At 65.2% G+C, this 20,148-nt stretch carries 20 protein-coding genes; 8 read left to right on the top strand and 12 right to left on the bottom strand.

Annotated features, from left to right (window positions below):
* Positions 1 to 22: 22 nt before the first annotated feature.
* The 4 genes from BJA_RS06735 to BJA_RS06720 all read right to left on the bottom strand — a co-directional run bounded on the left by BJA_RS06735 (position 23) and on the right by BJA_RS06720 (position 2,283).
* Positions 23 to 553: a hypothetical protein gene (locus BJA_RS06735; protein WP_011084143.1), complete on the bottom strand. Its 531-nt coding sequence runs from the start codon at positions 551 to 553 to the stop codon at positions 23 to 25.
* 128 nt (positions 554 to 681) lie between these two features.
* Positions 682 to 1,284, bottom strand: a complete 603-nt coding sequence (locus BJA_RS06730) for a YqaA family protein (protein WP_161533195.1) — start codon at positions 1,282 to 1,284, stop codon at positions 682 to 684.
* 45 nt (positions 1,285 to 1,329) lie between these two features.
* Positions 1,330 to 1,734: a phosphoribosyl-ATP diphosphatase gene (hisE, locus tag BJA_RS06725; protein ID WP_011084141.1), complete on the bottom strand. Its 405-nt coding sequence runs from the start codon at positions 1,732 to 1,734 to the stop codon at positions 1,330 to 1,332.
* Between the two features lie 171 nt (positions 1,735 to 1,905).
* Positions 1,906 to 2,283 (bottom strand): hypothetical protein, encoded by a 378-nt coding sequence (locus tag BJA_RS06720; RefSeq protein WP_028173590.1) that lies wholly within the window; start codon positions 2,281 to 2,283, stop codon positions 1,906 to 1,908.
* A 229-nt stretch (positions 2,284 to 2,512) separates the two neighbouring features.
* Between BJA_RS06720 and BJA_RS06715 the strand changes: the two genes are divergently transcribed.
* From BJA_RS06715 to BJA_RS06690, 6 genes are all read left to right on the top strand, one after another.
* Positions 2,513 to 3,562, top strand: coding sequence for an ABC transporter substrate-binding protein (locus tag BJA_RS06715; RefSeq protein ID WP_038965336.1), 1,050 nt, complete (start codon positions 2,513 to 2,515; stop codon positions 3,560 to 3,562).
* A gap of 85 nt (positions 3,563 to 3,647) precedes the next feature.
* A complete protein-coding gene (locus tag BJA_RS06710) occupies positions 3,648 to 5,456 on the top strand; it encodes a glucan ABC transporter ATP-binding protein/ permease (protein WP_011084139.1) in 1,809 nt (602 codons plus the stop codon).
* 190 nt (positions 5,457 to 5,646) lie between these two features.
* Positions 5,647 to 7,110 carry a D-alanyl-D-alanine carboxypeptidase family protein gene (locus tag BJA_RS06705; RefSeq protein WP_011084138.1) on the top strand — a complete coding sequence of 488 codons (1,464 nt, stop codon included), beginning with the start codon at positions 5,647 to 5,649 and terminating at the stop codon, positions 7,108 to 7,110.
* 193 nt (positions 7,111 to 7,303) lie between these two features.
* On the top strand, positions 7,304 to 8,989 hold the full coding sequence (locus tag BJA_RS06700) for a long-chain fatty acid--CoA ligase (RefSeq protein ID WP_011084137.1): 1,686 nt from the start codon (positions 7,304 to 7,306) through the stop codon (positions 8,987 to 8,989).
* A gap of 15 nt (positions 8,990 to 9,004) precedes the next feature.
* Positions 9,005 to 9,559, top strand: coding sequence for a DUF924 family protein (locus BJA_RS06695; RefSeq protein ID WP_011084136.1), 555 nt, complete (start codon positions 9,005 to 9,007; stop codon positions 9,557 to 9,559).
* A 108-nt stretch (positions 9,560 to 9,667) separates the two neighbouring features.
* Positions 9,668 to 10,153, top strand: coding sequence for a peroxiredoxin (locus BJA_RS06690; RefSeq protein ID WP_011084135.1), 486 nt, complete (start codon positions 9,668 to 9,670; stop codon positions 10,151 to 10,153).
* A 119-nt stretch (positions 10,154 to 10,272) separates the two neighbouring features.
* Here the strand turns inward: BJA_RS06690 and rnhA are convergent, their stop codons facing one another.
* Genes rnhA through ispH form a run of 3 tightly spaced genes read right to left on the bottom strand, consistent with a single transcriptional unit; the run spans position 10,273 to position 12,692 of the window.
* The gene (rnhA, locus tag BJA_RS06685) at positions 10,273 to 10,737 is read right to left on the bottom strand and encodes a ribonuclease HI (protein ID WP_011084134.1); all 465 of its coding nucleotides are present in this window, start codon (positions 10,735 to 10,737) and stop codon (positions 10,273 to 10,275) included.
* Complete coding sequence (locus tag BJA_RS06680; RefSeq protein ID WP_011084133.1) at positions 10,734 to 11,717, bottom strand: homoserine kinase; 984 nt, start codon at positions 11,715 to 11,717, stop codon at positions 10,734 to 10,736. Before BJA_RS06680 ends, rnhA begins: the two co-directional genes overlap by 4 nt.
* A 6-nt stretch (positions 11,718 to 11,723) precedes the next feature.
* Positions 11,724 to 12,692, bottom strand: coding sequence for a 4-hydroxy-3-methylbut-2-enyl diphosphate reductase (gene ispH / locus BJA_RS06675; RefSeq protein WP_011084132.1), 969 nt, complete (start codon positions 12,690 to 12,692; stop codon positions 11,724 to 11,726).
* Positions 12,693 to 12,947: 255 nt separating this feature from the next.
* Here ispH and BJA_RS06670 point away from each other — a divergent pair, with 255 nt between their 5' ends.
* Positions 12,948 to 13,640 (top strand): DUF1013 domain-containing protein, encoded by a 693-nt coding sequence (locus tag BJA_RS06670; protein WP_028173595.1) that lies wholly within the window; start codon positions 12,948 to 12,950, stop codon positions 13,638 to 13,640.
* Positions 13,641 to 13,859: 219 nt separating this feature from the next.
* Entirely contained in the window at positions 13,860 to 14,045 is a 186-nt protein-coding gene (locus BJA_RS06665) for a hypothetical protein (protein WP_027546983.1), read from the top strand.
* 69 nt (positions 14,046 to 14,114) lie between these two features.
* Here BJA_RS06665 and BJA_RS06660 read toward each other — a convergent pair whose 3' ends face one another.
* From BJA_RS06660 to BJA_RS06640, 5 genes are all read right to left on the bottom strand, one after another.
* Complete coding sequence (locus tag BJA_RS06660) at positions 14,115 to 14,861, bottom strand: OmpW/AlkL family protein (RefSeq protein ID WP_028173596.1); 747 nt, start codon at positions 14,859 to 14,861, stop codon at positions 14,115 to 14,117.
* A 192-nt stretch (positions 14,862 to 15,053) separates the two neighbouring features.
* On the bottom strand, positions 15,054 to 15,323 hold the full coding sequence (locus BJA_RS06655) for a hypothetical protein (protein ID WP_011084128.1): 270 nt from the start codon (positions 15,321 to 15,323) through the stop codon (positions 15,054 to 15,056).
* A 176-nt stretch (positions 15,324 to 15,499) separates the two neighbouring features.
* Entirely contained in the window at positions 15,500 to 17,410 is a 1,911-nt protein-coding gene (locus tag BJA_RS06650) for a propionyl-CoA synthetase (protein WP_011084127.1), read from the bottom strand.
* Positions 17,411 to 17,713: 303 nt separating this feature from the next.
* Positions 17,714 to 19,090: a tetratricopeptide repeat protein gene (locus BJA_RS06645; RefSeq protein WP_011084126.1), complete on the bottom strand. Its 1,377-nt coding sequence runs from the start codon at positions 19,088 to 19,090 to the stop codon at positions 17,714 to 17,716.
* Positions 19,091 to 19,320: 230 nt separating this feature from the next.
* Positions 19,321 to 20,085, bottom strand: coding sequence for a tetratricopeptide repeat protein (locus BJA_RS06640; protein WP_038965334.1), 765 nt, complete (start codon positions 20,083 to 20,085; stop codon positions 19,321 to 19,323).
* Positions 20,086 to 20,148 lie beyond the last annotated feature (63 nt).

The following is a 20,148-nucleotide window of genomic DNA, read 5'->3' as shown; positions in this document are numbered from 1 at the left end:
GCTCGCGCGCGGCGTCGTCACGTCAGTTCTGGCACAGCGCGCTGGTCACGAAAGTATCGGTACGGCAGTCGTCCGGTTTGCGTTGCCTGCCCGGGATGAGAACCTTGGCCGAGCATTTCTCGGCGGAGTCGGCGTTGAGGCTCTTGCCTTGCTTGTAGCCCTTGCCCTGGCAGAGCTGGTCGGCGGCCTGCTTGCAATCCGGCGCGCCGTTCGACGAGACCGGACAGGCCACGCGCCCCGAGACCATGGTCGAGGGCGTGGCCAGCCGCGACAGGTCATTCATGGTCTCGCTCGGACTTTTGATCGGCGGCAGGATCGAGGGCAGCTTGTCGAACAGCTTGCCCATTTCGTTGATCAGCCCGGGATTTTCCCCGCCCGCCGGCGGGGCAGGCGTCGATGGCGGCGGAGCAGCCTGCGGCCCCTGCTCCTGCAAGCCGAGCGCCGGCGGCGCGGATTGCGGCCATCCGGTCCCGCCCGCACCCAGCAGGAGCAGCAGCACTGCTGACGTCAGCGTCCCAAGCCGCACGGCCGGATTGCCGGATCGAACCATCATGACGGCAACCGTAGCCGAAGCCGGCGCAGCGGCAAAGCGCTGCGGATGCGTTATCCGTCGAGCATGATCTATCCGCAAAACCGCTTCACGCTTTGCGCTGACGCGGCCCTTCGGGTCCGGATCATGCTCTAGATCAGCTTGACCGCCACCACGAAGCCGAGCACCAGCACGGCGGCACCGAGCGCGACCCACAGACCGAGATGCTTCTCGATCCGAACCCGGATCCAGTCGCCATAGCGGTTGAGCAGGATCGCGGCGATGAAGAAGCGTCCGCCGCGCGCGACGATCGAGCACAGGACGAACAGGCCGATATTGTAGCCGGCAAAGCCCGAGGTGATGGTGACGAGCTTGTAGGGGATCGGCGTCAACCCCTTGAGCAGGATGATCACCGCACCCCACTCCGCATAGGAGGCGCGGAAGGCATCGACCTTGTCGCCGAGGCCATAGACCTGGATCAGCCAGTGGCCGACCGAGTCGAACAGCAGCGCACCGATGGCGTAGCCCAGCAGGCCGCCGAGCACCGAGGTCGCGGTGCAGACCGCCGCGTAGACCCAGGCGCGCTGCGGGCGCGCCAGCGACATCGGGATCAGCATCACATCCGGCGGAACCGGAAAGAAGGAGCTTTCGGCGAAAGCCACGGCTCCCATGATCCAGAGCGCGTAGGGCTTGTGGGCGGCGTCGATGCACCAGTCGTAGATACGTTTCAGCATGGCGCCGCGATGAAGCACCATGGGACGGATTTGTCCATGCCGAGATTGAGGCGAATTATGACGGTTCTAGTGGCGCTTGCGCGCCGTACGGCCCTCGAGCGCGACAATTGGCCGCCTCGCAGCGACGCGCGGTGACGCAACTTTGGGCAGCTTCATCGCCGACTTCGGCAGTTTCTCGGCGATGCCGAGCATGTCTTCCCGCCGCGTCATCTCGCGCCAGACGTCCTCGGGGCGCACGCCGGCCGAGGCCCAGAGCACGGTGAGATTGTAGAGCAGGTCGGCGCTTTCCCGGACCACGGCATCGGTGTCGCCATTGACGGCATCGATGACGACCTCAATGGCCTCTTCGGCCAGTTTCTTCGCCATTTTGGAGGGGCCACGCTGAAACAGCCGGGCGGTGCGCGATGTTGCCGGATCAAGGTCTCTGGCCGCGAGCACAGCCAGATATAGCCGCTCAAGCGAATCACTCATGGTACTCAAAACTACTCTAAACCAATGGCGAACGCGTTAACGCCCGGCAATTAAAGCAAAAAACAGGCCGGCGCGGCAAGTGCGACGGCCTGTTTTGGTCAACCCTTGGTAGCCAAGGTCTGGTCGCCAGGGCTGGTCTTCAAGGCTGGTCTTCAAGGCTCGTCGTCAAGGCTAGTAGCAGTTGGTGTAATAGCCTTGGCCGCAGAGCTCGGAGGGGGCGGTGCCGCCGTAGCGCTGATACTGGTAGTTCGGGCCCGGACCGTAATAGGGGCCGTCGCCGTAATAGGCAGGGCCGCTGTAATAGGCCGGACCGCCATAACCGCCATAATAGGGCCCGTTGTCGTAGGCATAGGCATTGCGGGTCGCGGCGATGGCAAGGCCGGTGCCGACGATGCCGGCAAAGGCTGCGGCAGCCGCTGCGCCACCACCACCACGCCAGTGACGGCCGCCGGCGTATGAGGCGGTCGGAGCGACCGCAGTCAGCGCCAGCACCGCAGCGGTGGCGAGAACGGCCTTGCGGCCGGCCAGTCTCGAAAATCGGTCGAACATGTCCTGGACCCTCCTTGGGACCTCGAATGGTGCCTGCGCAGACAGGCTCATGTCTTTCAAACACCCACGTCCCATGTTGGGTTCCCGAACCCCAACACAAGCTGAACGGGGTTGCGTAATCGTGACGCAACCACCGCTCATCCGCCGTTCATATTGGCGCGCGCAGGCTCGTCGCCGGCCGGCGCTGCGAGCGTCACGAAACCACAACAATGCGGGACCGGCGCAACTGATGTCAGAATTCAAGACGATCATTTCTCGTTGCCTGCTGGCGCTCTCGATCTCGCTTGCGACACTGACCGCACGCGACGTCACCGCGGCCGAGACCGCCGTGCCCTCCGTCGCGATCCACTTCACCTTCGACCGCCCGATCGATGCGAGCATGGCGCCGTTCTTCCTTGCCGCGAAGGACGGCAAATTCGGCGCCGAGCGCCTCAACGTCTCCTTCAACACCGCGCCCGGGTCCCCGGAGACGCTCGCGCGCGTCGCCAAGGGCGACAGCGAGCTCGCGCTCGTCGACATCAACGAGCTGATCCGCTTTCGCGACAAGGACGAGGCGGCGCCGCTCAAGGCGGTGTTCGTGCTGTTCAACCGCGCGCCCTACGCGATCGTCGCGCGCAGGAGCCGCGGCATCCACCTGTTGCCCGATCTCGACGGCAAGACCGTCGGCGTCGCCGACAGCGATCTGTCGATGCGGCTGTGGCCGGCGCTGGCGCAGCAGAACGGCATCAACGTGTCGCGCATCAAATTCCACAAGATGAGCGTGGCGGTGCGCGAGCCGATCCTGTCCGCGGGGCAAGTCGATGCCGTCGCCGGCTTCAGCTATCTCTCGGCGGTGAACCTGCGCGACCGCGGCGTGCCCGGCGACGATCTCGTGGTGCTGCGCTACGCCGACTATGGCTGCGAAGCCTATGGCTTTGCCGTGGTGGCCAACCCCGCTTTCGCCGCGGCGAAGCCGGACGCCGTGAGGGGATTTGTCCGCGCCTTGATCGCCGGTATCAACGCGACCGTCAAAGAGCCCGCCCGTGCGGCGGACGAGGCCGCGAGCCGTATCGACGACGGCGACCGCGACCTCGAACTGGAGCGCCTGCGCACCGTGCTCGTCGACAACATCCTGACCGACGAGGTCAAGCGCAACGGCCTCGGCGGCATCGACCCGGCGCGGCTGGACCGCTCGATCGACCAGATCGCCCAGGACTTCAAATTCCGCAAGCGACCGTCCGCGGGCGACATCTTCGACGACCGGTTCCTGCCGCCGGTCGCAGGGCGGCTGATCAATTGAGCAAAACCGCTAGCTTCCGCTGTATCTCGCGGGCGATCCCTGCTTAGAATACGGGCCCCGTTATCCGCCCGAGTTGCCGGTCCGCATGTCCATTTTCAGCCTTTACACCCGCGTTCTCGAGCTGCTCGGCAAGGAGGCGCGGCTGGGCTGGCTGCTGGCGTTTGCCAATCTCCTGCTCGCCGCCTCGCAATTCGCCGAGCCCGTCCTGTTCGGCCGCATCGTCGACGTGCTCTCCGGCAAGTCGGTCGCCGGTTCGAGCTCGGCATGGCCCTTCCTGGCTGCCTGGGTCGCGTTCGGGCTGTTCACCATCGCATGCAGCGCGCTCGTTGCGCTGCAAGCCGACCGGCTGTCTCACCGCCAGCGCCAGGCGGTGCTGACCGACTATTTCGAGCACATTCTGCAACTGCCGCTGACCTTCCACTCCGGCACCCATTCGGGCCGGCTGATGAAGGTGATGCTCAACGGCACCGACGCGTTGTGGCGGCTGTGGCTCGGCTTCTTCCGCGAGCACTTTGCCGCAATCCTCTCGGTCGTGGTGCTGCTGCCGCTGTCGCTCTATCTGAACTGGCGGCTCGCGATCCTGCTGTTCGTGCTCTGCATCGTCTTCACGGCGCTGACGACTTTCGTCGTGCGCCGGACCTTCGGCATGCAGATGGCGGTCGAGGAGCACTACAGCGAGCTCTCCGCGCGGGCCTCCGACGCGCTCGGCAACGTCGCGCTGGTGCAGAGCTTCGTGCGCGTCGAATCCGAGGTGCAGGGGCTGCGCTCGGTCGCCAATCAATTGCTCGAAGCCCAGATGCCGGTGTTGTCCTGGTGGGCGCTCGTCACCGTCATCACGCGCGCCTCCACCACCATCACTGTGCTCGCGATCTTCACGCTCGGCATCGCCCTGCACGACCAGGGGCTGACCTCGGTCGGCGAGATCGTGATGTTCGTGAGTTTTGCGACGCTGCTGATCCAGAAGCTCGAGCAGGTCGTGAGCTTCATCAACAACGTGTTCATGGAAGCGCCGCGCCTGCGCGAATTCTTCAACGTGCTCGATGCCGTGCCGGCGGTCCACGACCGTCCCGACGCGATCGATGCCGGACGCCTGTCCGGCCTCGTCGAGTTCAACGACGTCACCTTCTCCTATGACGGCAAGCGGCCGGCGGTCGAGGACCTCTCCTTCACCGCGCTGCCCGGGCAGACCGTCGCGCTGGTCGGCCCGACCGGCGCCGGCAAGTCCACCGCGATTGCGCTGTTGCATCGCGCCTTCGATCCGCAATCCGGCTTCATCAGGATCGACGGCATGGACGTGCGCGGCGTCACGCTGACCTCGCTGCGGCGAAACATCGGCGTCGTGTTCCAGGAAGCGCTCTTGTTCAACCGCTCGATCGCGGAGAATTTGCGCGTCGGCAAGCCGGATGCGACCGAAGCCGAGATGCGCAAGGCGGCCGAGCGCGCACAGGCGCTCGAATTCATCGAGCGCAGCGGCGGGTTCGAGACCAATGCCGGCGAGCGCGGCCGCATGCTCTCCGGCGGCGAACGGCAGCGGCTGTCGATCGCGCGTGCGCTGCTGAAGGACCCGCCGATCCTGATCCTGGACGAGGCGACCAGTGCGCTCGACGCCGTTACCGAGGTCAAGGTGAACGCCGCTCTCGACGAAGTGATGAGGGGCCGCACCACCTTCGTGATCGCCCACCGCCTCGCCACCATCCGCAACGCCACGCGGATCCTGGTATTCGAGAACGGGCGCGTGACCGAAAGCGGAACTTTCGATGAACTCGTGGCCAAAGGCGGCCATTTTGCCGAGCTCGCCAGGGCCCAGTTCATGGTGCAGGAACAGTCACGAGCCAATACACGGGCCAGCGTGACGGCGGCCGAGACTATCGCGACTGCAGCCAAATCCCCCTAGCAAGTCCCCGCAGGACCGCCGAAATTCGGCCTATTTCATTGCGGAATACCGCGCCGAAACCCCTATTCTCGACGCAGGAGCCGGTATAGGTTTGCGACGCCGCAAGCGGCGGCGCCGGAATTCAAAACCCGAAACTCAGATCACGAGAACCGTCCGGAACCGGCGGATCTCCAAGGACCGGAATCGGATAGTGCACGCCTTTCGCCCGCTGCTTCGCAAATCCCTCTTCAACCTGTTCGCCGCGGCCCTCGCATGCGCCGCGCTGCTCGCGCCGCGCGCGGCGAGCGCCGAAGCGCTGCTGCTGATCGAAGCCGACAGCGGCAAGGTGTTGCAGGCGGATAACGCGACCATTCCCTGGTATCCGGCATCCGTCACCAAGATCATGACCGCCTACGTCACGTTGAAGGCGGTGAAGGACGGCAGGCTCACGCTCGACACGCTGCTCACGGTGTCGCCGACCGCGGCCTCGCAGTCGCCGTCGAAAATGGGGTTCCGCCCCGGAACACAGCTCACCGTCGACAACGCGCTGAAGATGATGATGGTCAAGTCGGCGAACGACATGGCCGTGGTGCTCGCCGAAGGCGTCGGCGGATCGATCGACGGCTTCTCCGTCATGATGAACGATACCGCCAAGAAGCTCGGCATGACGCAGACGAGCTACGTCAATCCGAACGGCCTGCCCGCCGATGGTCAGATCACGTCCGCGCGGGATCTCGGCATTCTCGCACGCTCGTTCCTGCGCGACCTGCCGGAATACGAATACTTCGTGCACATTCCGGCGATCCGTTTCGGCAAGCGCGTCACCGGGAATTTCAACAAGCTGATCGGCCGCTATCCCGGCGCCGATGGTTTCAAGACCGGCTTCATCTGCGCTTCCGGTTACAACCTCGTCGCCTCGGCCACACGCAACGGCCGCCGGCTGATCGCCGTTGTGCTCGGCGCCAATTCCGGAACGGCGCGCGCGGTGAAGGCGGCGCAGCTCCTGGAGCGCGGCTTCAGCCAGGACAATCTGTCGTGGCTGCGTCCCTCGCTCGGCACCGTCGAAAACCTCGTGCCGGTCGACGCCTCGCCGCCGAACCTGCGCGACGACATGTGCGGCGGCCATCGCAAGCGGCCGGCGAGCGACGACGACGATGCCCTGATCGCGGCCAATGGCGGCACGACCGGATCGGCCTCCGCCACCGGCGGCGAAGCCCAGGTGACCTTCTTCACCGCCGGGCTTCAGCCGCCCCTGATGAAGGCCTCCGAGCTGATGGCCTCGGCGCCGGCGGCAGCCGAGCCCGTGCTGGTCTATACCGGCCCGACCCGCACCGGCACTGCCCTGATCGCCGCGGTCGCAGCCGATGCCGACCAGCAGGCCACGCCGAAGGCGCGTGGCAAGAAGTCGCGTGTCGCCAAGAAACCGGACGCAGCCGACAAGGCGGCTGATAAGCCGAAGGACACCAAGACGGCAGCAGCGAAGCCAGGCGCCAAGGGTGATGTGAAGAGTGACGCAAAGGCTGACACCAAGACCGCGGCCAAACCCGCGGGGACCAAGCATGCCGCGGCGAAGCCCGATGCGGCGAAACCCGCCGCAAATAGCGATCAGCCGGCAAAACCCGCCAAGCCCAAGGCCGCGACCAAGCCTCCCGCCAAGCCGGCCAACAACAGTTAACGCCCCTGCGAATTAAACCGAAGCCGGCGCTTCGCACCTGCGGCAGCGCGGTTTTGCGACGATTCCAGTAGCCACTCTCCGGCCTTTGCCCTAAGCCTCGACGGCTTGCCACCCGTTCCGGCAGGCTCGATACTGGCGGTAATGAGGCAAGCCCGAGATACAACGGGCTCTGATGTAGGAGAGGGGAGTTTCCATGGAGCGCATCTGGCTTAAGCAATATCCGCCCGGCGTGCCCGCCGATATCGAGCCGACGCAATACGCATCGCTGGTCGACCTTCTGGAGGAGAGCTTCGCCAAGTTCGCCGACCGCAAGGCGTTCATCTGCATGGACAAGTCGATCAGCTACCGCGACCTCGACCAGATGTCGGTTGCGCTGGCCGCCTATCTGCAAGGCCGCGGACTCCAGCGCGGCGCTCGCGTCGCCATCATGATGCCGAACGTGCTGCAATACCCGATCGCCACCGCCGCGGTGCTGCGGGCCGGCTTTGCGGTGGTCAACGTCAATCCGCTCTACACGCCGCGCGAGCTCGAGCATCAGCTCAAGGATTCCGGCGCCGAAGCCATCATCGTGCTGGAGAACTTTGCCCACACCGTCGAGCAGGTGATCACTAAGACATCGGTAAAGCACGTCATCGTCGCCAGCATGGGCGACCTGCTCGGCTTCAAGGGCGTGATCGTCAACCTCGTCGTCCGCCGCGTCAAGAAAATGGTACCGGCCTGGTCGCTGCCGGGCGCGGTGTCCTTCAACGACGCGCTGTCGGCCGGCCGCGGCTTGACATTCAACAAGCCGAAACTGTCGCCGGGCGACGTCGCCTTCCTGCAATATACCGGCGGCACCACCGGCGTCTCCAAGGGCGCGACCCTGCTCCACCGCAACATCGTCGCCAACGTCTTGCAGAACGATGCCTGGCTCCAGCCGGCGCTCGCCGCGCCTCCGCATGTCGACCAGTTGATGATCGTCTGCGCGCTGCCGCTCTATCACATCTTCGCGCTGACGGCCTGCTACCTGCTCGCGGTGCGCGCCGGCGGCTGCAATCTCCTGATCCCCAACCCGCGCGACATCGCGGGCTTCGTCAAGGAGCTGGCGAAGTACCAGGTCAACAGCTTCCCGGCCGTCAACACACTGTACAACGGCCTGATGCACCATCCGGACTTCAAGAAGCTCGACTTCTCCAAGCTGAAGATCTCCAATGGCGGCGGCATGGCCGTGCAGCGCCCCGTCGCCGAGCAGTGGAAGGCGGTGACCGGCTGCTTCATCGCCGAAGGCTATGGTCTGTCGGAGACCTCACCGACGCTGACCTGCAATCCGGCAACCACGAACGATTTCTCCGGCTCGATCGGCATCCCCGTGCCCTCGACCTATATTTCCATCCGCGACGACGACGGCAATGAAGTGCCGCTCGGCCAGGCGGGCGAGATCTGCGCCAAGGGCCCGCAGGTGATGTCGGGTTACTGGAACAGGCCGGAAGAGACCGCCAAGGTGATGACCGCGGACGGCTATTTCCGCACCGGCGACATCGGCGTGATGGACGAGAAGGGCTACACCAAGATCGTGGACCGCAAGAAGGACATGATCCTGGTCTCCGGCTTCAACGTCTATCCGAACGAGATCGAGGAAGTGATCGCGAGCCATCCGGGCGTGCTCGAATGCGCCGTGATCGGCATCCCCGATTCCAAATCGGGCGAAGCGGTGAAGGCCTTCGTGGTGAAGAAGGACCAAAACCTCACCGCCGAAGCCGTGATCAAGTTCTGTCACGAGCAGCTCACCGGCTACAAGGTGCCCAAGCACATCGAATTCCGCACCGACCTGCCGAAGACCAACGTCGGCAAGATCCTGCGCCGGCAGCTCCGCGACGAGAAGAAGGCGGAGGCGGCGTAAGGCTGCCTTTGAGTCATGACTGAGGTCGGCGACATCAAGCCGGCCGGCATTCTCGCCTTCTGGCGCGAGGCCGGCCGCGAACGCTGGTACAAGCGCAGCGAGGCTTTCGACGCGGAGGTCAGGCGCCGCTTTCTCGCCCTCTGGCAGCAGGCGGCCGCCGGCGAGCTCGCGTCATGGGAGGCAAGCGACGACGGCGCACTCGCGCTCGTCATCGTGCTCGATCAGTTCCCCCGCAACATGTTTCGCGGCGATCCCAGGACCTTCTCCAGCGATGCGCTGGCGCGCGAAATTGCCCGCCGCGCCATCGATCGGGGCGCGGATCGCCGGATCGATCCTGCCCTGCTCGAATTCCTCTACATGCCCTTCATGCATTCCGAGCACCTGCCCGACCAGCTGCACTGCATTGCGCTGTTTCAGGACGCCGACAATGCCGAGAACCTGAAATACGCGCGGGAGCACGCCGACATTATCCGCCGGTTCGGCCGCTTCCCCCACCGCAACCGCGTCCTCGGACGCCCGACCACCGAGGAAGAACAGGCCTTCCTCGACAATGGCGGCTTTTCCGGCTGATGACATCAAGGTGAAGGGCCGCAACCTTCGCCGCTTTCCCTGCCGGCAATATTGTGCAGGCCCGCCGCACAGTCTAAAAAGCGGGATCGATTTTCAGGGAGACTGACGATGGCGATCCAGACTGGCGACAAGCTGCCCGAGGCGAAATTCCGCGTGATGACGGCGGAAGGCCCGCAGGTGAAGACCACCGACGACATCTTCAAGGGCAAGAAGGTGGCGCTGTTCGCGGTGCCCGGCGCCTACACCGGCACCTGCCACAAGATGCATCTGCCGAGCATCTTCCTCAACGCCTACGCCATCAAGGACAAGGGCGTCGACACCATCGCCATCATCTCCGTCAACGACGCCTTCGTCATGAACGCCTGGAAGCGCGACACCGACCAGCGCGACGAGGCCGTATTCCTCGCCGACGGCAATGCCGACTTCACCAAGGCGATCGGCATGGAGCTCGACGCCTCCGCCAACGGCCTCGGCATCCGCTCCAAGCGCTATTCGATGCTGGTCGAGGACGGCGTGGTGAAGAAGCTGAACCTCGAGGCGATGCCCGGCAAGGTCGAGGTGTCAGGCGGCGATACGCTGCTCGGGCAGCTCTGAGATAGATGTCATTCCGGGGCGCCTCGCAGAGGCGAACCCGGAATCTCGAGATTCTCGGGTGCGCAATTGCGCACCTGAGTTCGGTGCTTTGCACCGCCCCGGAATGACGGAACAAACTGCTACTCCGCCACCCTCTGCTGCAACCTCGCCTTCACGATCCCGTCCCGCGCCAGCTGATCCGCGCGCTCGTTCTCGGGGTGGCCGGCGTGACCCTTCACCCAGTGCCAGCGGACCTGATGCGCCTTCAGCGCGGCGTCGAGGCGCTGCCAAAGCTCGACATTCTTGACCGGCTTCTTGTCGGCGGTGCGCCAGCCGTTGCGCTTCCAGCCGTGGATCCAGCCCGTGATCCCCTGCCGGACATACTGGCTGTCGGTGTAGAGATCGACGGTGCACGGCTTCTTCAGCGCTTCGAGCGCCGAGATCGCCGCCATCAGCTCCATCTGGTTGTTGGTGGTGTGACGCTCGCCGCCGTTCAGCTCCTTCTCCTTGTCGCCGAACTTCAGGATCGCGCCCCAGCCGCCGGGCCCGGGATTTCCCGAGCACGCGCCGTCGGTATAGATCGTGACGACGGGAAGCTCGCTCACGCGACCAGTCCTGACGGCATCAGCCCGTAGTCGCGCACGCTCGAAACGCTCTGGTGGAAGCGCAGCTTGCGGACATATTCCAGCGGATCCTTCGGCCTCACCAGCGCACCGGGCGGCACGTTGAGCCAGTCGACCAGCCGCGTCAGCAGGAAACGGATCGCCGCGCCACGCGCCAGCAGCGGCAGCGCGGCCTCTTCCGCCTCCGAGAGCTTGCGCACGCGGCCATAGGCGTTGAGGAAAGCGCGCGCCTTGGTGACGTTGAAGGAGTGATCCGGCTCGAAGCACCACGCGTTGAGGCAGATCGCGACATCGTAGGCCAGCATGTCATTGCAGGCGAAGGTGAAGTCGATGATCCCCGAGAGCTTGTCGCCGAGGAAGAAGACGTTGTCGTTGAAGAGGTCGGCGTGGATCACGCCCTCGGGCAGATTGGTCGGCCAGACCCCGCTCGCGAGATAGTCGAGCTCGGCTGCGAGAAACGCGCGCAGGCCCGGCTGCACCTCGTCGGCGCGGCTTGCGGCCGCATCGAACAACGGTCGCCAGCCCGCGACCGAGAGCGCGTTCGCGCGCCTGATCGCGAAATTGGCGCCGGCCAGATGCATCCTGGCCAGGCCCTCGCCGACGCCGGCGCAATGGGCCGCGTTCGGCTTGCGCGGCCAGACGCCTTCGAGAAAGGTGATGATCGCGGCGGGGCGGCCCGACAGCTCGCGCAGCGCCTCGCCGTCTCTTCCTTTCACCGGCAGCGGACAATTGACGCCGTGCTCGGCGAGATGCGTCATCAGCGCGAGGAAGAACGGCAGATCGTTCTTCGCCACGCGCTTCTCGTAGAGCGTGAGGATGAACGATCCCTTGGTGGTGTGCAGCAGGAAGTTGGAGTTCTCGACGCCCTCGGCGATGCCCTTGTAGGAGAGCAATTCGCCGAGATCGTATTGGCTCAGGAAATCCGCAAGCTCGTCGGCGGCGACGTCGGTGTAGACCGCCATAGAGGTCTACTCGGCGGCAGCTTCGGGGCGCACCTGGCGCGGCAGCGGGAAGAACTCGTTCTCTTCCGCGGCCGAGACCGTCTCCACATGCAGCGTGAAGCGCTCGGCGAACGCGTCCATGATCTCCTCGACGATCACTTCCGGCGCCGAGGCGCCCGCGGTGATGCCGAGGCTGGTGATGTTTTCGAACCGCTTCCAGTCGAGGTCGGCGGCGCGCTGCGCCAGCACCGCGATCGGGCAGCCTTCACGCTCGGCGACCTCGCGCAGGCGCTGCGAGTTCGACGAATTCGGCGCACCGACCACGATCAGGGCGTCCACCACCGGCGCCACCTTCTTCACCGCGAGCTGGCGGTTGGTGGTGGCGTAGCAGATGTCTTCCTTGTGCGGCCCGTTGATGTTCGGGAAACGCTCCTTGAGCAGCGCGACGATCTCCGCGGTGTCGTCGATCGACAGTGTGGTCTGGGTCACGAAGGCGAGGTTGTTGGGGTCCTTCGGGGTGATGGTCTTGGCGTCCTCGGCGGTCTCGATCAGGGTGACGGCGCCGACGGGGAGCTGGCCGAGCGTGCCGACCACCTCGGGGTGATGGGAATGGCCGATCAGGAAGATCTCGCGGCCGCGCTTGAAGTGGATCGCCGCCTCGCGGTGGACCTTGGTCACCAGCGGGCAGGTCGCGTCCAGCGAGAACAAATTGCGGGACTGGGCGTCGGCGGGAACCGATTTCGGCACGCCATGGGCCGAGAATACGACCGGCGCGGTGGTACTTTCCGGGATTTCGGCCAGCTCCTCGACGAAGATGGCGCCCTTCTTCTTCAACCCATCGACGACGTATTTATTGTGCACAATCTCATGGCGAACATAGACGGGGGCGCCGTATTTATCGAGCGCCCGTTCCACGGTGTCGATCGCCCGGACCACCCCGGCGCAGAAGCCGCGGGGAGAACAAAGCACGATCTTCAGGTCTGGTTTGGCTGACATTGAGCGATCTCGGGACCGAATCACCTCGCCGAATGGGGCGGGAAGCGGTCGATGGATGAATAGGGCTTAGGGTACGGGCTTACAGCGACTTCAGAGGGAATTGGGCCCCCTTTCGGGCGCTGTCAAGGCACTATCTATAGCAGAACCATTGCGTGGCTAGCCCCTCCGGGCTTATATAGCGCGAATTCCCAGTCATCGCTGATGACCACCGGCTTCGCCTCCAAAGGGGTGGGCGAAGCACAAAGGAGATTTGCCATGAGCAACGCACCTCTGATGCCCAAGGCGACCGCCGTCTGGCTGCTCGACAACACCGCGCTGACCTTCGACCAGGTCGCCGATTTCACCAAGATGCATCCCCTCGAGGTGCGCGCGATCGCCGACGGCGACGCCGCCCAGGGCATCAAGGGCATGGATCCCCTCTCCAACGGCCAGCTCACCCGCGAGGAGATCGAGAAGGGTGAGAAGAACCCGGATTACCGCCTCCGCCTCCAGGAGAGCAAGGTCGTGCTGCCGCCGCAGCCCAAGCGCAAGGGCCCGCGCTACACCCCGGTCTCGCGCCGCCACGAGCGCCCGAGCGCAATCCTCTGGCTGCTGCGCAACCATGCGGAGCTCAAGGACGCCCAGATCATGCGCCTGGTCGGCACCACCAAGAGCACGATCGCCAGCGTGCGCGACCGCACCCACTGGAACACGTCCTCGCTGACCCCGATCGATCCGGTCACCCTCGGCCTCTGCTCGCAGATCGAGCTCGATTTCGAGGTGGCCCGCGCGGCCAAGGAAAAGCCGATCGACGCGGCCTATGGCGGCGCGACCCTGCTGCCGGCCTCGGAGACCACCAAGAAGGACGAGTTCGAGCCGGCCGAGCGATCGAGCGACGACCTCAACGTGGACGCCGTGTTCGCCAAGCTGAAGACCCTCGGCGGCAAGAAGCAGGACGAGGAGGAGTAATTCCCCCTCCTCCGATTTACCGTCAAGCTGGATTTGAACGCGGCGGCCCCCCGCCGCGTTTTTATTTGGGCGCGCGGGCGTGTGTCGATGCCTGCCTGGCAGATTCGCGGAGGCCAGGGCGAGACTGCATGATCTCGGCAGCAAGCCGGCGAGGCGCACGTGGCCGCAATCTGGAACGATGCGTATGATGTCGCATTGTTCCCGCGCGGAGGATCAGAGATGCAAGTCAACGAAGAACGCTTTGCCTTGATGCTTGGTCACGCGGCGCTGTCGGTCTGGGGTGAGATGCCCCGGGACATTCAGGAATCGCTGTTCGAGATCGCCGTACAAGGGCACCCCGAGGATCGCGACCCGCTCGCGAAGCTCCTGCACGATCGGCATCCCCGCACCGTGCATTCGGACTGACAGGATACAGGATTGGTCGAGCAGATCGACGCGGCGCCGGGCCCCCCGCCCGGCGCCGCGAAGACGTCATCAGAACTTGTAGGTGACGCCGCCGCCGACCAGCCACGGGTCGATATGCGCGTTGCCGGTGACAGGCAGGCCGCTGACGGTCGCGCTGTAGTCCGGCCGCAGCCAGAGCTTCTTGACGTCGACGTTGAGACCCCAATGCCGGTCGAGCATGTAGTCGAAGCCGAACTGCACGGCGCCGCCCCACGCATTGCTGACGTGCAGGCTCGTGGTGGTGGCGACGATCGCGGGCGGGCCGACGATGGCGGCCGGCGCATTGGCGGCGGAATTGTTGAAGAACACGGTGTAGTTCACGCCCGCACCGATATACGGCTTGAACGCGCCGAAATTGTCGAAGTGATATTGCAGCGTCAGCGTCGGCGGCAGCAGCGTGGTCTTGCCGATCGGCAAATTCGCGAGCGAGCCGGTGCCGCTGATCGAATGCCTGGTCACACCGAGGATCAGCTCAGCCGCGATGTTCCTGGTGAAGAAATAGCTGATGTCGAGCTCGGGCACGACCTGGTCGCTGATCGAGAGGCCGGAATTCGGCGACGACAGCGACGGCACGCCCGCGACGTTGACGGTCGAGCCGCCGGCATCGGGCAACACACCGAGCACGCGCAGGCGCACCATCCAGGGATTGAACGCCTCCACGGGCGGCGGCGCCTTCTTGTAGACCGGCAGGTCCGCGGCCTGCGCCGAGGCAAAAGTCCCCGCGAGCATCGCACCGACCATCGCGATCCGCGCCAAGTGTCTTGTCGTTCTCTGCATTTCAATCCCCTTCAGCCGTCTCTCGCGCATCGTTGCGCGACACCAGCGTCAGAGCAGAAAGGGGATGGTGAAGGATTTGACGCCGATCAAATCCGGCGAAACGCGGCACGATTTGTGCCGCGGCGTTGCAGATGTGTCACGAGGAACGCGAATGCGAGCAAGTGGCCAGGCAGGATTATACCGCGCCCGATATCACGGCCGCTCGGGATGGTTCAGCATGTACTCGCCGAGATCGCGCTGGCGGCGGTCGGCGCGGGCGGTGGCGGCGCTGCGCTGGACGTCACGGTCCTTGCGGCAGGCCACATATTCCGGCGAGCCCGCCGCATAACCGCGGCTCTGGCACACCGCGTCGTCATCGTCGCCGCCTACAGCCACGGGCGTCTGGTAGCGCGCCGAGCAGGCGGAGAGCGCAACGGCGAGAGCTAAGGCTGCAAGCAGGCGCGGCGCGGTGGCGAGTGGCATACGAGGTCCCCTGTTGGCGGGCCCTGTTTAGCCCGGAATGAGGAGATTGTAAGTCGGCAACACCGTCATTCCGGGGCGGTCCGCAGGACCGAACCCGGAATCTCGAGATTCCCAGGTGCGCAATCGCGCACCATAGTTCGATGCTTCGCATCGCCCCGGAACGATGGTTCGAAACCTCACACCCGCCCCTTCAGTGCCGCCCCGATCTCGTCCAGCACCTTGGGGTCCTCGATCGTCGCGGGCATGGTCCAGGATTCGCCGTCGGCAATCTTCTTGATGGTGCCGCGCAAAATCTTGCCGGAGCGCGTCTTGGGCAGGCGGCCGACGGTGATGGCGAGCTTGAAGGCGGCGACGGGCCCGAGCTTGTCGCGCACCAGCGCAATGATTTCCTTCTCGATCTCGGCGGGTGCGCGCTGCACGCCGGCCTTGAGCACCAGGAAGCCGCAGGGCACCTCGCCCTTGATCGCGTCCTTGACGCCGAGCACGGCGCATTCGGCGACATCGGGATGCGAGGCCAGGATCTCCTCCATGCCGCCGGTGGACAGGCGATGTCCGGCGACGTTGATGATGTCGTCGGTACGGCCCATCACCCAGACATAGCCGTCCTCATCCTTGTAGCCGGCGTCCGAGGTCTTGTAATAGCCGGGGAATTCGCTGAGGTAAGCCTCCTTGAAGCGCTCGTCCTGCTTCCACAGCGTCGGCAGGCAGCCCGGCGGCATCGGCAGCTTGATGACGATCGAGCCCATGGTGTTGGGACCGACAGGCTTGGCCGCTTCATCGACCACGTCGACCTGGTAGCCCGGCATCGGCACCGTCGGCGAGCCGTGCTTCACCGGCAGCATGCCGAGGCCGACCGGATTACCGGCGATGCACCAACCGGTCTCGGTCTGCCACCAATGGTCGATCACAGGCACCTTCAGCTGCTGCTCCGCCCATTCCACCGTGGGCGGATCGGCGCGCTCGCCGGCGAGGAACAGCGTGCGGAATGTCGACAGGTCGTATTGCCGGATGAACTTTCCTTCCGGATCCTCTTTCCGAATCGCGCGGAACGCGGTCGGCGCGGTGAACAGCGCCACCGCCTTGTGCTCGGAGATGACGCGCCAGAATGCGCCGGCATCGGGCGTGCCGACCGGCTTGCCCTCATACATGATCGAGGTCGCGCCGTGCAGCAGCGGGCCGTAGACGATGTAGCTGTGGCCAACCACCCAGCCGATGTCGGAGCCGCACCACCAGACCTCGCCCGGCTTGACGCCATAGAGGTTGAACATCGACCATTTCACCGCGACCAGATGGCCGCCATTGTCGCGCACCACGCCCTTGGGAATGCCCGTGGTGCCCGAGGTGTAGAGGATGTAGAGCGGATCGGTGGCGGCGACCGGCACGCAAGGCGCCTTCTTGCCGTCGTTCATCGCCTTGCGGCGCAGGCTCGCCCAATCGTAATCGCGGCCCGGCGCCAGGTCACAGGTGAGCTGCGGACGTTGCAGCACGATGCAGGCCTTCGGCTTGCTGCCGGCAAGCCTGATCGCCTCGTCGAGCAGCGGCTTGTACTGCACGATGCGGCCGGGCTCGATGCCGCAGCTCGCCGACAGGATCAGCTTCGGCTGTGCATCGTCGATGCGGGTGGCAAGCTCCTTCGCGGCAAAGCCGCCGAACACGACCGAATGCACCGCGCCGATGCGCGCGCAGGCGAGCATCGCGACCACCGCCTCCGGCACCATCGGCATGTAAAGGATGACGCGATCGCCCTTGGCGACGCCGAAATCCTGCATGACGGCGCCGAGCGCCTGCACCTCGTTCAGCAGCTCGGCATAGGTGAGCTTGGTGATCGAGTTCGTCAGCGGCGAATCATGGATCAGCGCGACCTGGTCGGCGCGGCCGCGTTCGACATGGCGGTCGAGCGCGTTATAGCAGGTGTTGACCACGCCGCCGGTGAACCAGCGGCCGTAGGTTCCTTGCGACGCGTCGAAGATCGTCTTGGGCGGCTCGATCCAGTCGATTTCCCTGGCCGCCTCGGCCCAGAAGCCCTGGGGATCAGCCAGCGAGCGTGCATGGACCTCGTGATAGCTGCTCTTGCCCTGGATGTTCATGTCCCGCGCTCCCGTTTCCCTTATTTGCCTAGCCTTGACCTGACGACAGGACAGCCGTCCCGCCATGACCAGGATCAATCGCCGGCCTTGTTTGAGAGGTATTTTCCCGGGATCGGGCCGCGGTTCAAGCTGAAAAGGATGATGTCCTTCCCCCTCTCCCCGCTTGCGGGGAGAGGGTCGGGGTGAGGGGGAGTCTCCCCGGGGACGGTGAGAGCTGGACTCGCGGAGAGTCCCCCTCACCCGGAATTTGCTGTCGCAAATTCCGGCCTCTCCCCGCACGCGGGGAGAGGCGAAGAATCCCGCCTACCCCTCCATCGCGTTCAGCCGCTGCAACCGCTCCTGCATGACCTTCCTCAGATCATAGCCGGGCCGGCCAAAGCTTGAGTTGCGGGTGGCGAGGAAATCGCGCTGGGTACGGCGTAGGTCGCCGGCCGAGCGCCTGTTCGCGGATTTCAGCACGCGCTCGTAGGTCTCGGCGATCTGGCGGTCGAGCACGCCCAGCTCCGGATCGGCGCAGATCACCTTCTCGACCTCGCGCTTCGCGGTCGCGCAATCGAACGAGGGGCCGTTGCCGGAATTCGCCGCGAGCGGACGCCGCGGCTCATCGCCGAATTTCGCGATCTCCGCGATCATGGTGCGGCGGCCGTTGGCCGCGTTGTCGTTGCCGGGGTCGAGCTTCAGCGCGGTCTCGTAATCAGCCAGCGCCTTCCTGCGCTCGCCCATCTTCTTGTAGAGCACGGCGCGATTGTTGTAGGTCTGCGCGAAATTCGGATCGAGCTTCAGCGCGGACTCGTAGTCGCTCAGCGCCGCCCCGAACTCGCCCTTGAACTGGTAGGAATCGCCGCGGTTGGTGAAGAAGTTCGGCTTCGGTGCCAGCCGCAGTGCCTGGTCGTAGTCGGCGATCGCCTTGTCGTAATCGCCCATCGCGGCCAGCGACAGGCCGCGATTGTCGTAATATTCCGGCACCTTCGGATCGAGCCTGATGGCCTCGGCGGCGTCGGCGACGGACTTGTCGAGCTGGCCGAGCTTCTTGTAGGCCGCGCCGCGATTGGTGTAGGTGCGCGGCCGGTTCGGATCGAGCCGCAGCGCCTCGCTGAGATCGCGGATCGCCTTTTCGTTGTCGCCGCCGAGATAATAGGTCACGCCGCGGTCGGACCAGGCCTGCGCGTCACCCGGCTTCAGCTTGATCGCCTGGTCGTAATCGGCCAGCGCGCGGTCGAGCCGGCGCTGACTGGTGTAGACGACGCCGCGCAGCTCGTAGGACTCCGCATCCTGCGGATCGAGCTCGATCGCCTTGCTGAGGTCCGCCGCGGCGCGGTTGAGATCGCCGCCGGCCTCGCGCAGGAGATCGCCGCGCAGGCGCCAGGCTTTTGCGTTCTTGCCGTCGAGTGCGATCGCGCGATCGATGTCCCGCAGGGCCTGGGTGAGACCACCCGAGGTGCGCGCATTGGCGTCAGCACGGACCAGCAGCGCCGCGGCGCGATCGGAGCTCGAATTGGCCGCCTGGTCGATGATGGCGCTGCACGACGTGATCAGCTCGGCGGGAGCAGCCTTGCTGCCGGCGATACAATCGGCGGCGGCCGAGGCAGGCGCGGCGAGGACAAGGCTCATGGCGGCGCTGAGCAGGAGGGCGCACAGCGAGGTTTTGGATGTTTGCGCGGAAGAGCGCGTGCCGCACATGAGGAAGGCTCCGTGACGTCAGGTTTTCACCATTGTCGCGGTGGATTGGCGATGGGTTCAAGCGCGCCCAGCAAGCGACGCACCGGCACCTGCACTCCCTCGCCCCGCTTGCGGGGAGAGGGGGAGCCTCAGCGGGGACGGCAGCAGTGAGACTCGCGGAAAGTCCCCCTCACCCGGAATTTGCTCCGCAAATTCCGGCCTCTCCCCGCACGCGGGGAGAGGCGAAGAACTCAATACCCGTCCACCCCGTTGATCTGTTGCAGCCTGTCCTGCATCGCCTTCTTCAGATCATACCCCGGTCGGCCAAACCCGCTATTCCTGCGCGCGATGAAATCGTCCTGTTCGCGCTGGATCTTGCGCGCCTCCGCCGGGCTCTGGGCTTCGCGGATGACGCGCAAATGCGATCCGTAGATCTCGCGGTCGAGATCGGCGAGCTCGCGATTTCCGCAGATCGCCTTCTCCACGGCGCGGGCCGCGCGGGCACAATTGAAGCTGGGCTTGCCCGCGACCGCCATCTGCGCGCCGATCCGCTCGAGCTCGCGCGCCATCGCCTTGTGATTGGCCTTGGCCTTCTCGTGGTTCGGATCGAGCTTCAACGCGGCGCCGAAATCCTGCACCGCCTTGGGCTTGTCGCCTTTCTTCAACCAGAGCTCGCCCCGCGCATTGAAGACATCCGCGAGGGTGGGATCGAGCGAGAGAGCACGGCTGTCGTCGGCGATCGCGCGGTCGACCTGATCGTGCCGCGCGTAAAGCGCGCCGCGCGCGACGAGCGCCTTGATCAGGTCCCCCTTCGCCGTCTTCTCATTGTCGATCACGTCAGCGCAGGCGGATTTGGCCTTGTCCATGTCGTCGCCAGCGGCAGCCGCAAGGCACGGCGCGATGTCGACCTGCGTGACGGCGGCCGGCTCGCCACCGGTCGCGGCCAGGGTCACGCCGAGCGGGAGCGCGCAGAGCAGTACGGCACCGGACCATTGAATGAGATTTTGAAAACGCATGCTTGCTGCAGTCAGGAGGTCTTGCCTTGAGGCCGTACTATCCATCATACGGCCGGATTAGTG

The organism is Bradyrhizobium diazoefficiens USDA 110, from assembly GCF_000011365.1.
GTDB lineage: Bacteria > Pseudomonadota > Alphaproteobacteria > Rhizobiales > Xanthobacteraceae > Bradyrhizobium > Bradyrhizobium diazoefficiens.
The sequence above is the reverse complement of the archived record's forward strand: the minus strand, read 5'-3'. Positions and strand labels throughout refer to the sequence as shown.

What these genes read in the sequence shown, in the direction of transcription:
- BJA_RS06735 (WP_011084143.1), bottom strand. Translation starts at nt 553, where the DNA reads ATGATGGTTCGATCCGGCAATCCGGCCGTGCGGCTTGGGACGCTGACG.
- BJA_RS06680 (WP_011084133.1), bottom strand. Translation starts at nt 11,717, where the DNA reads ATGGCGGTCTACACCGACGTCGCCGCCGACGAGCTTGCGGATTTCCTG.
- BJA_RS06645 (WP_011084126.1), bottom strand. Translation starts at nt 19,090, where the DNA reads ATGTGCGGCACGCGCTCTTCCGCGCAAACATCCAAAACCTCGCTGTGC.
- BJA_RS06695 (WP_011084136.1), top strand. Translation starts at nt 9,005, where the DNA reads ATGACTGAGGTCGGCGACATCAAGCCGGCCGGCATTCTCGCCTTCTGG.
- ispH (WP_011084132.1), bottom strand. Translation starts at nt 12,692, where the DNA reads ATGTCAGCCAAACCAGACCTGAAGATCGTGCTTTGTTCTCCCCGCGGC.
- BJA_RS06730 (WP_161533195.1), bottom strand. Translation starts at nt 1,284, where the DNA reads ATGGTGCTTCATCGCGGCGCCATGCTGAAACGTATCTACGACTGGTGC.
- BJA_RS06720 (WP_028173590.1), bottom strand. Translation starts at nt 2,283, where the DNA reads ATGTTCGACCGATTTTCGAGACTGGCCGGCCGCAAGGCCGTTCTCGCC.
- BJA_RS06670 (WP_028173595.1), top strand. Translation starts at nt 12,948, where the DNA reads ATGAGCAACGCACCTCTGATGCCCAAGGCGACCGCCGTCTGGCTGCTC.
- hisE (WP_011084141.1), bottom strand. Translation starts at nt 1,734, where the DNA reads ATGAGTGATTCGCTTGAGCGGCTATATCTGGCTGTGCTCGCGGCCAGA.
- BJA_RS06655 (WP_011084128.1), bottom strand. Translation starts at nt 15,323, where the DNA reads ATGCCACTCGCCACCGCGCCGCGCCTGCTTGCAGCCTTAGCTCTCGCC.
- BJA_RS06650 (WP_011084127.1), bottom strand. Translation starts at nt 17,410, where the DNA reads ATGAACATCCAGGGCAAGAGCAGCTATCACGAGGTCCATGCACGCTCG.
- BJA_RS06660 (WP_028173596.1), bottom strand. Translation starts at nt 14,861, where the DNA reads ATGCAGAGAACGACAAGACACTTGGCGCGGATCGCGATGGTCGGTGCG.
- BJA_RS06700 (WP_011084137.1), top strand. Translation starts at nt 7,304, where the DNA reads ATGGAGCGCATCTGGCTTAAGCAATATCCGCCCGGCGTGCCCGCCGAT.
- BJA_RS06710 (WP_011084139.1), top strand. Translation starts at nt 3,648, where the DNA reads ATGTCCATTTTCAGCCTTTACACCCGCGTTCTCGAGCTGCTCGGCAAG.
- BJA_RS06665 (WP_027546983.1), top strand. Translation starts at nt 13,860, where the DNA reads ATGCAAGTCAACGAAGAACGCTTTGCCTTGATGCTTGGTCACGCGGCG.
- BJA_RS06690 (WP_011084135.1), top strand. Translation starts at nt 9,668, where the DNA reads ATGGCGATCCAGACTGGCGACAAGCTGCCCGAGGCGAAATTCCGCGTG.
- BJA_RS06640 (WP_038965334.1), bottom strand. Translation starts at nt 20,085, where the DNA reads ATGCGTTTTCAAAATCTCATTCAATGGTCCGGTGCCGTACTGCTCTGC.
- BJA_RS06715 (WP_038965336.1), top strand. Translation starts at nt 2,513, where the DNA reads ATGTCAGAATTCAAGACGATCATTTCTCGTTGCCTGCTGGCGCTCTCG.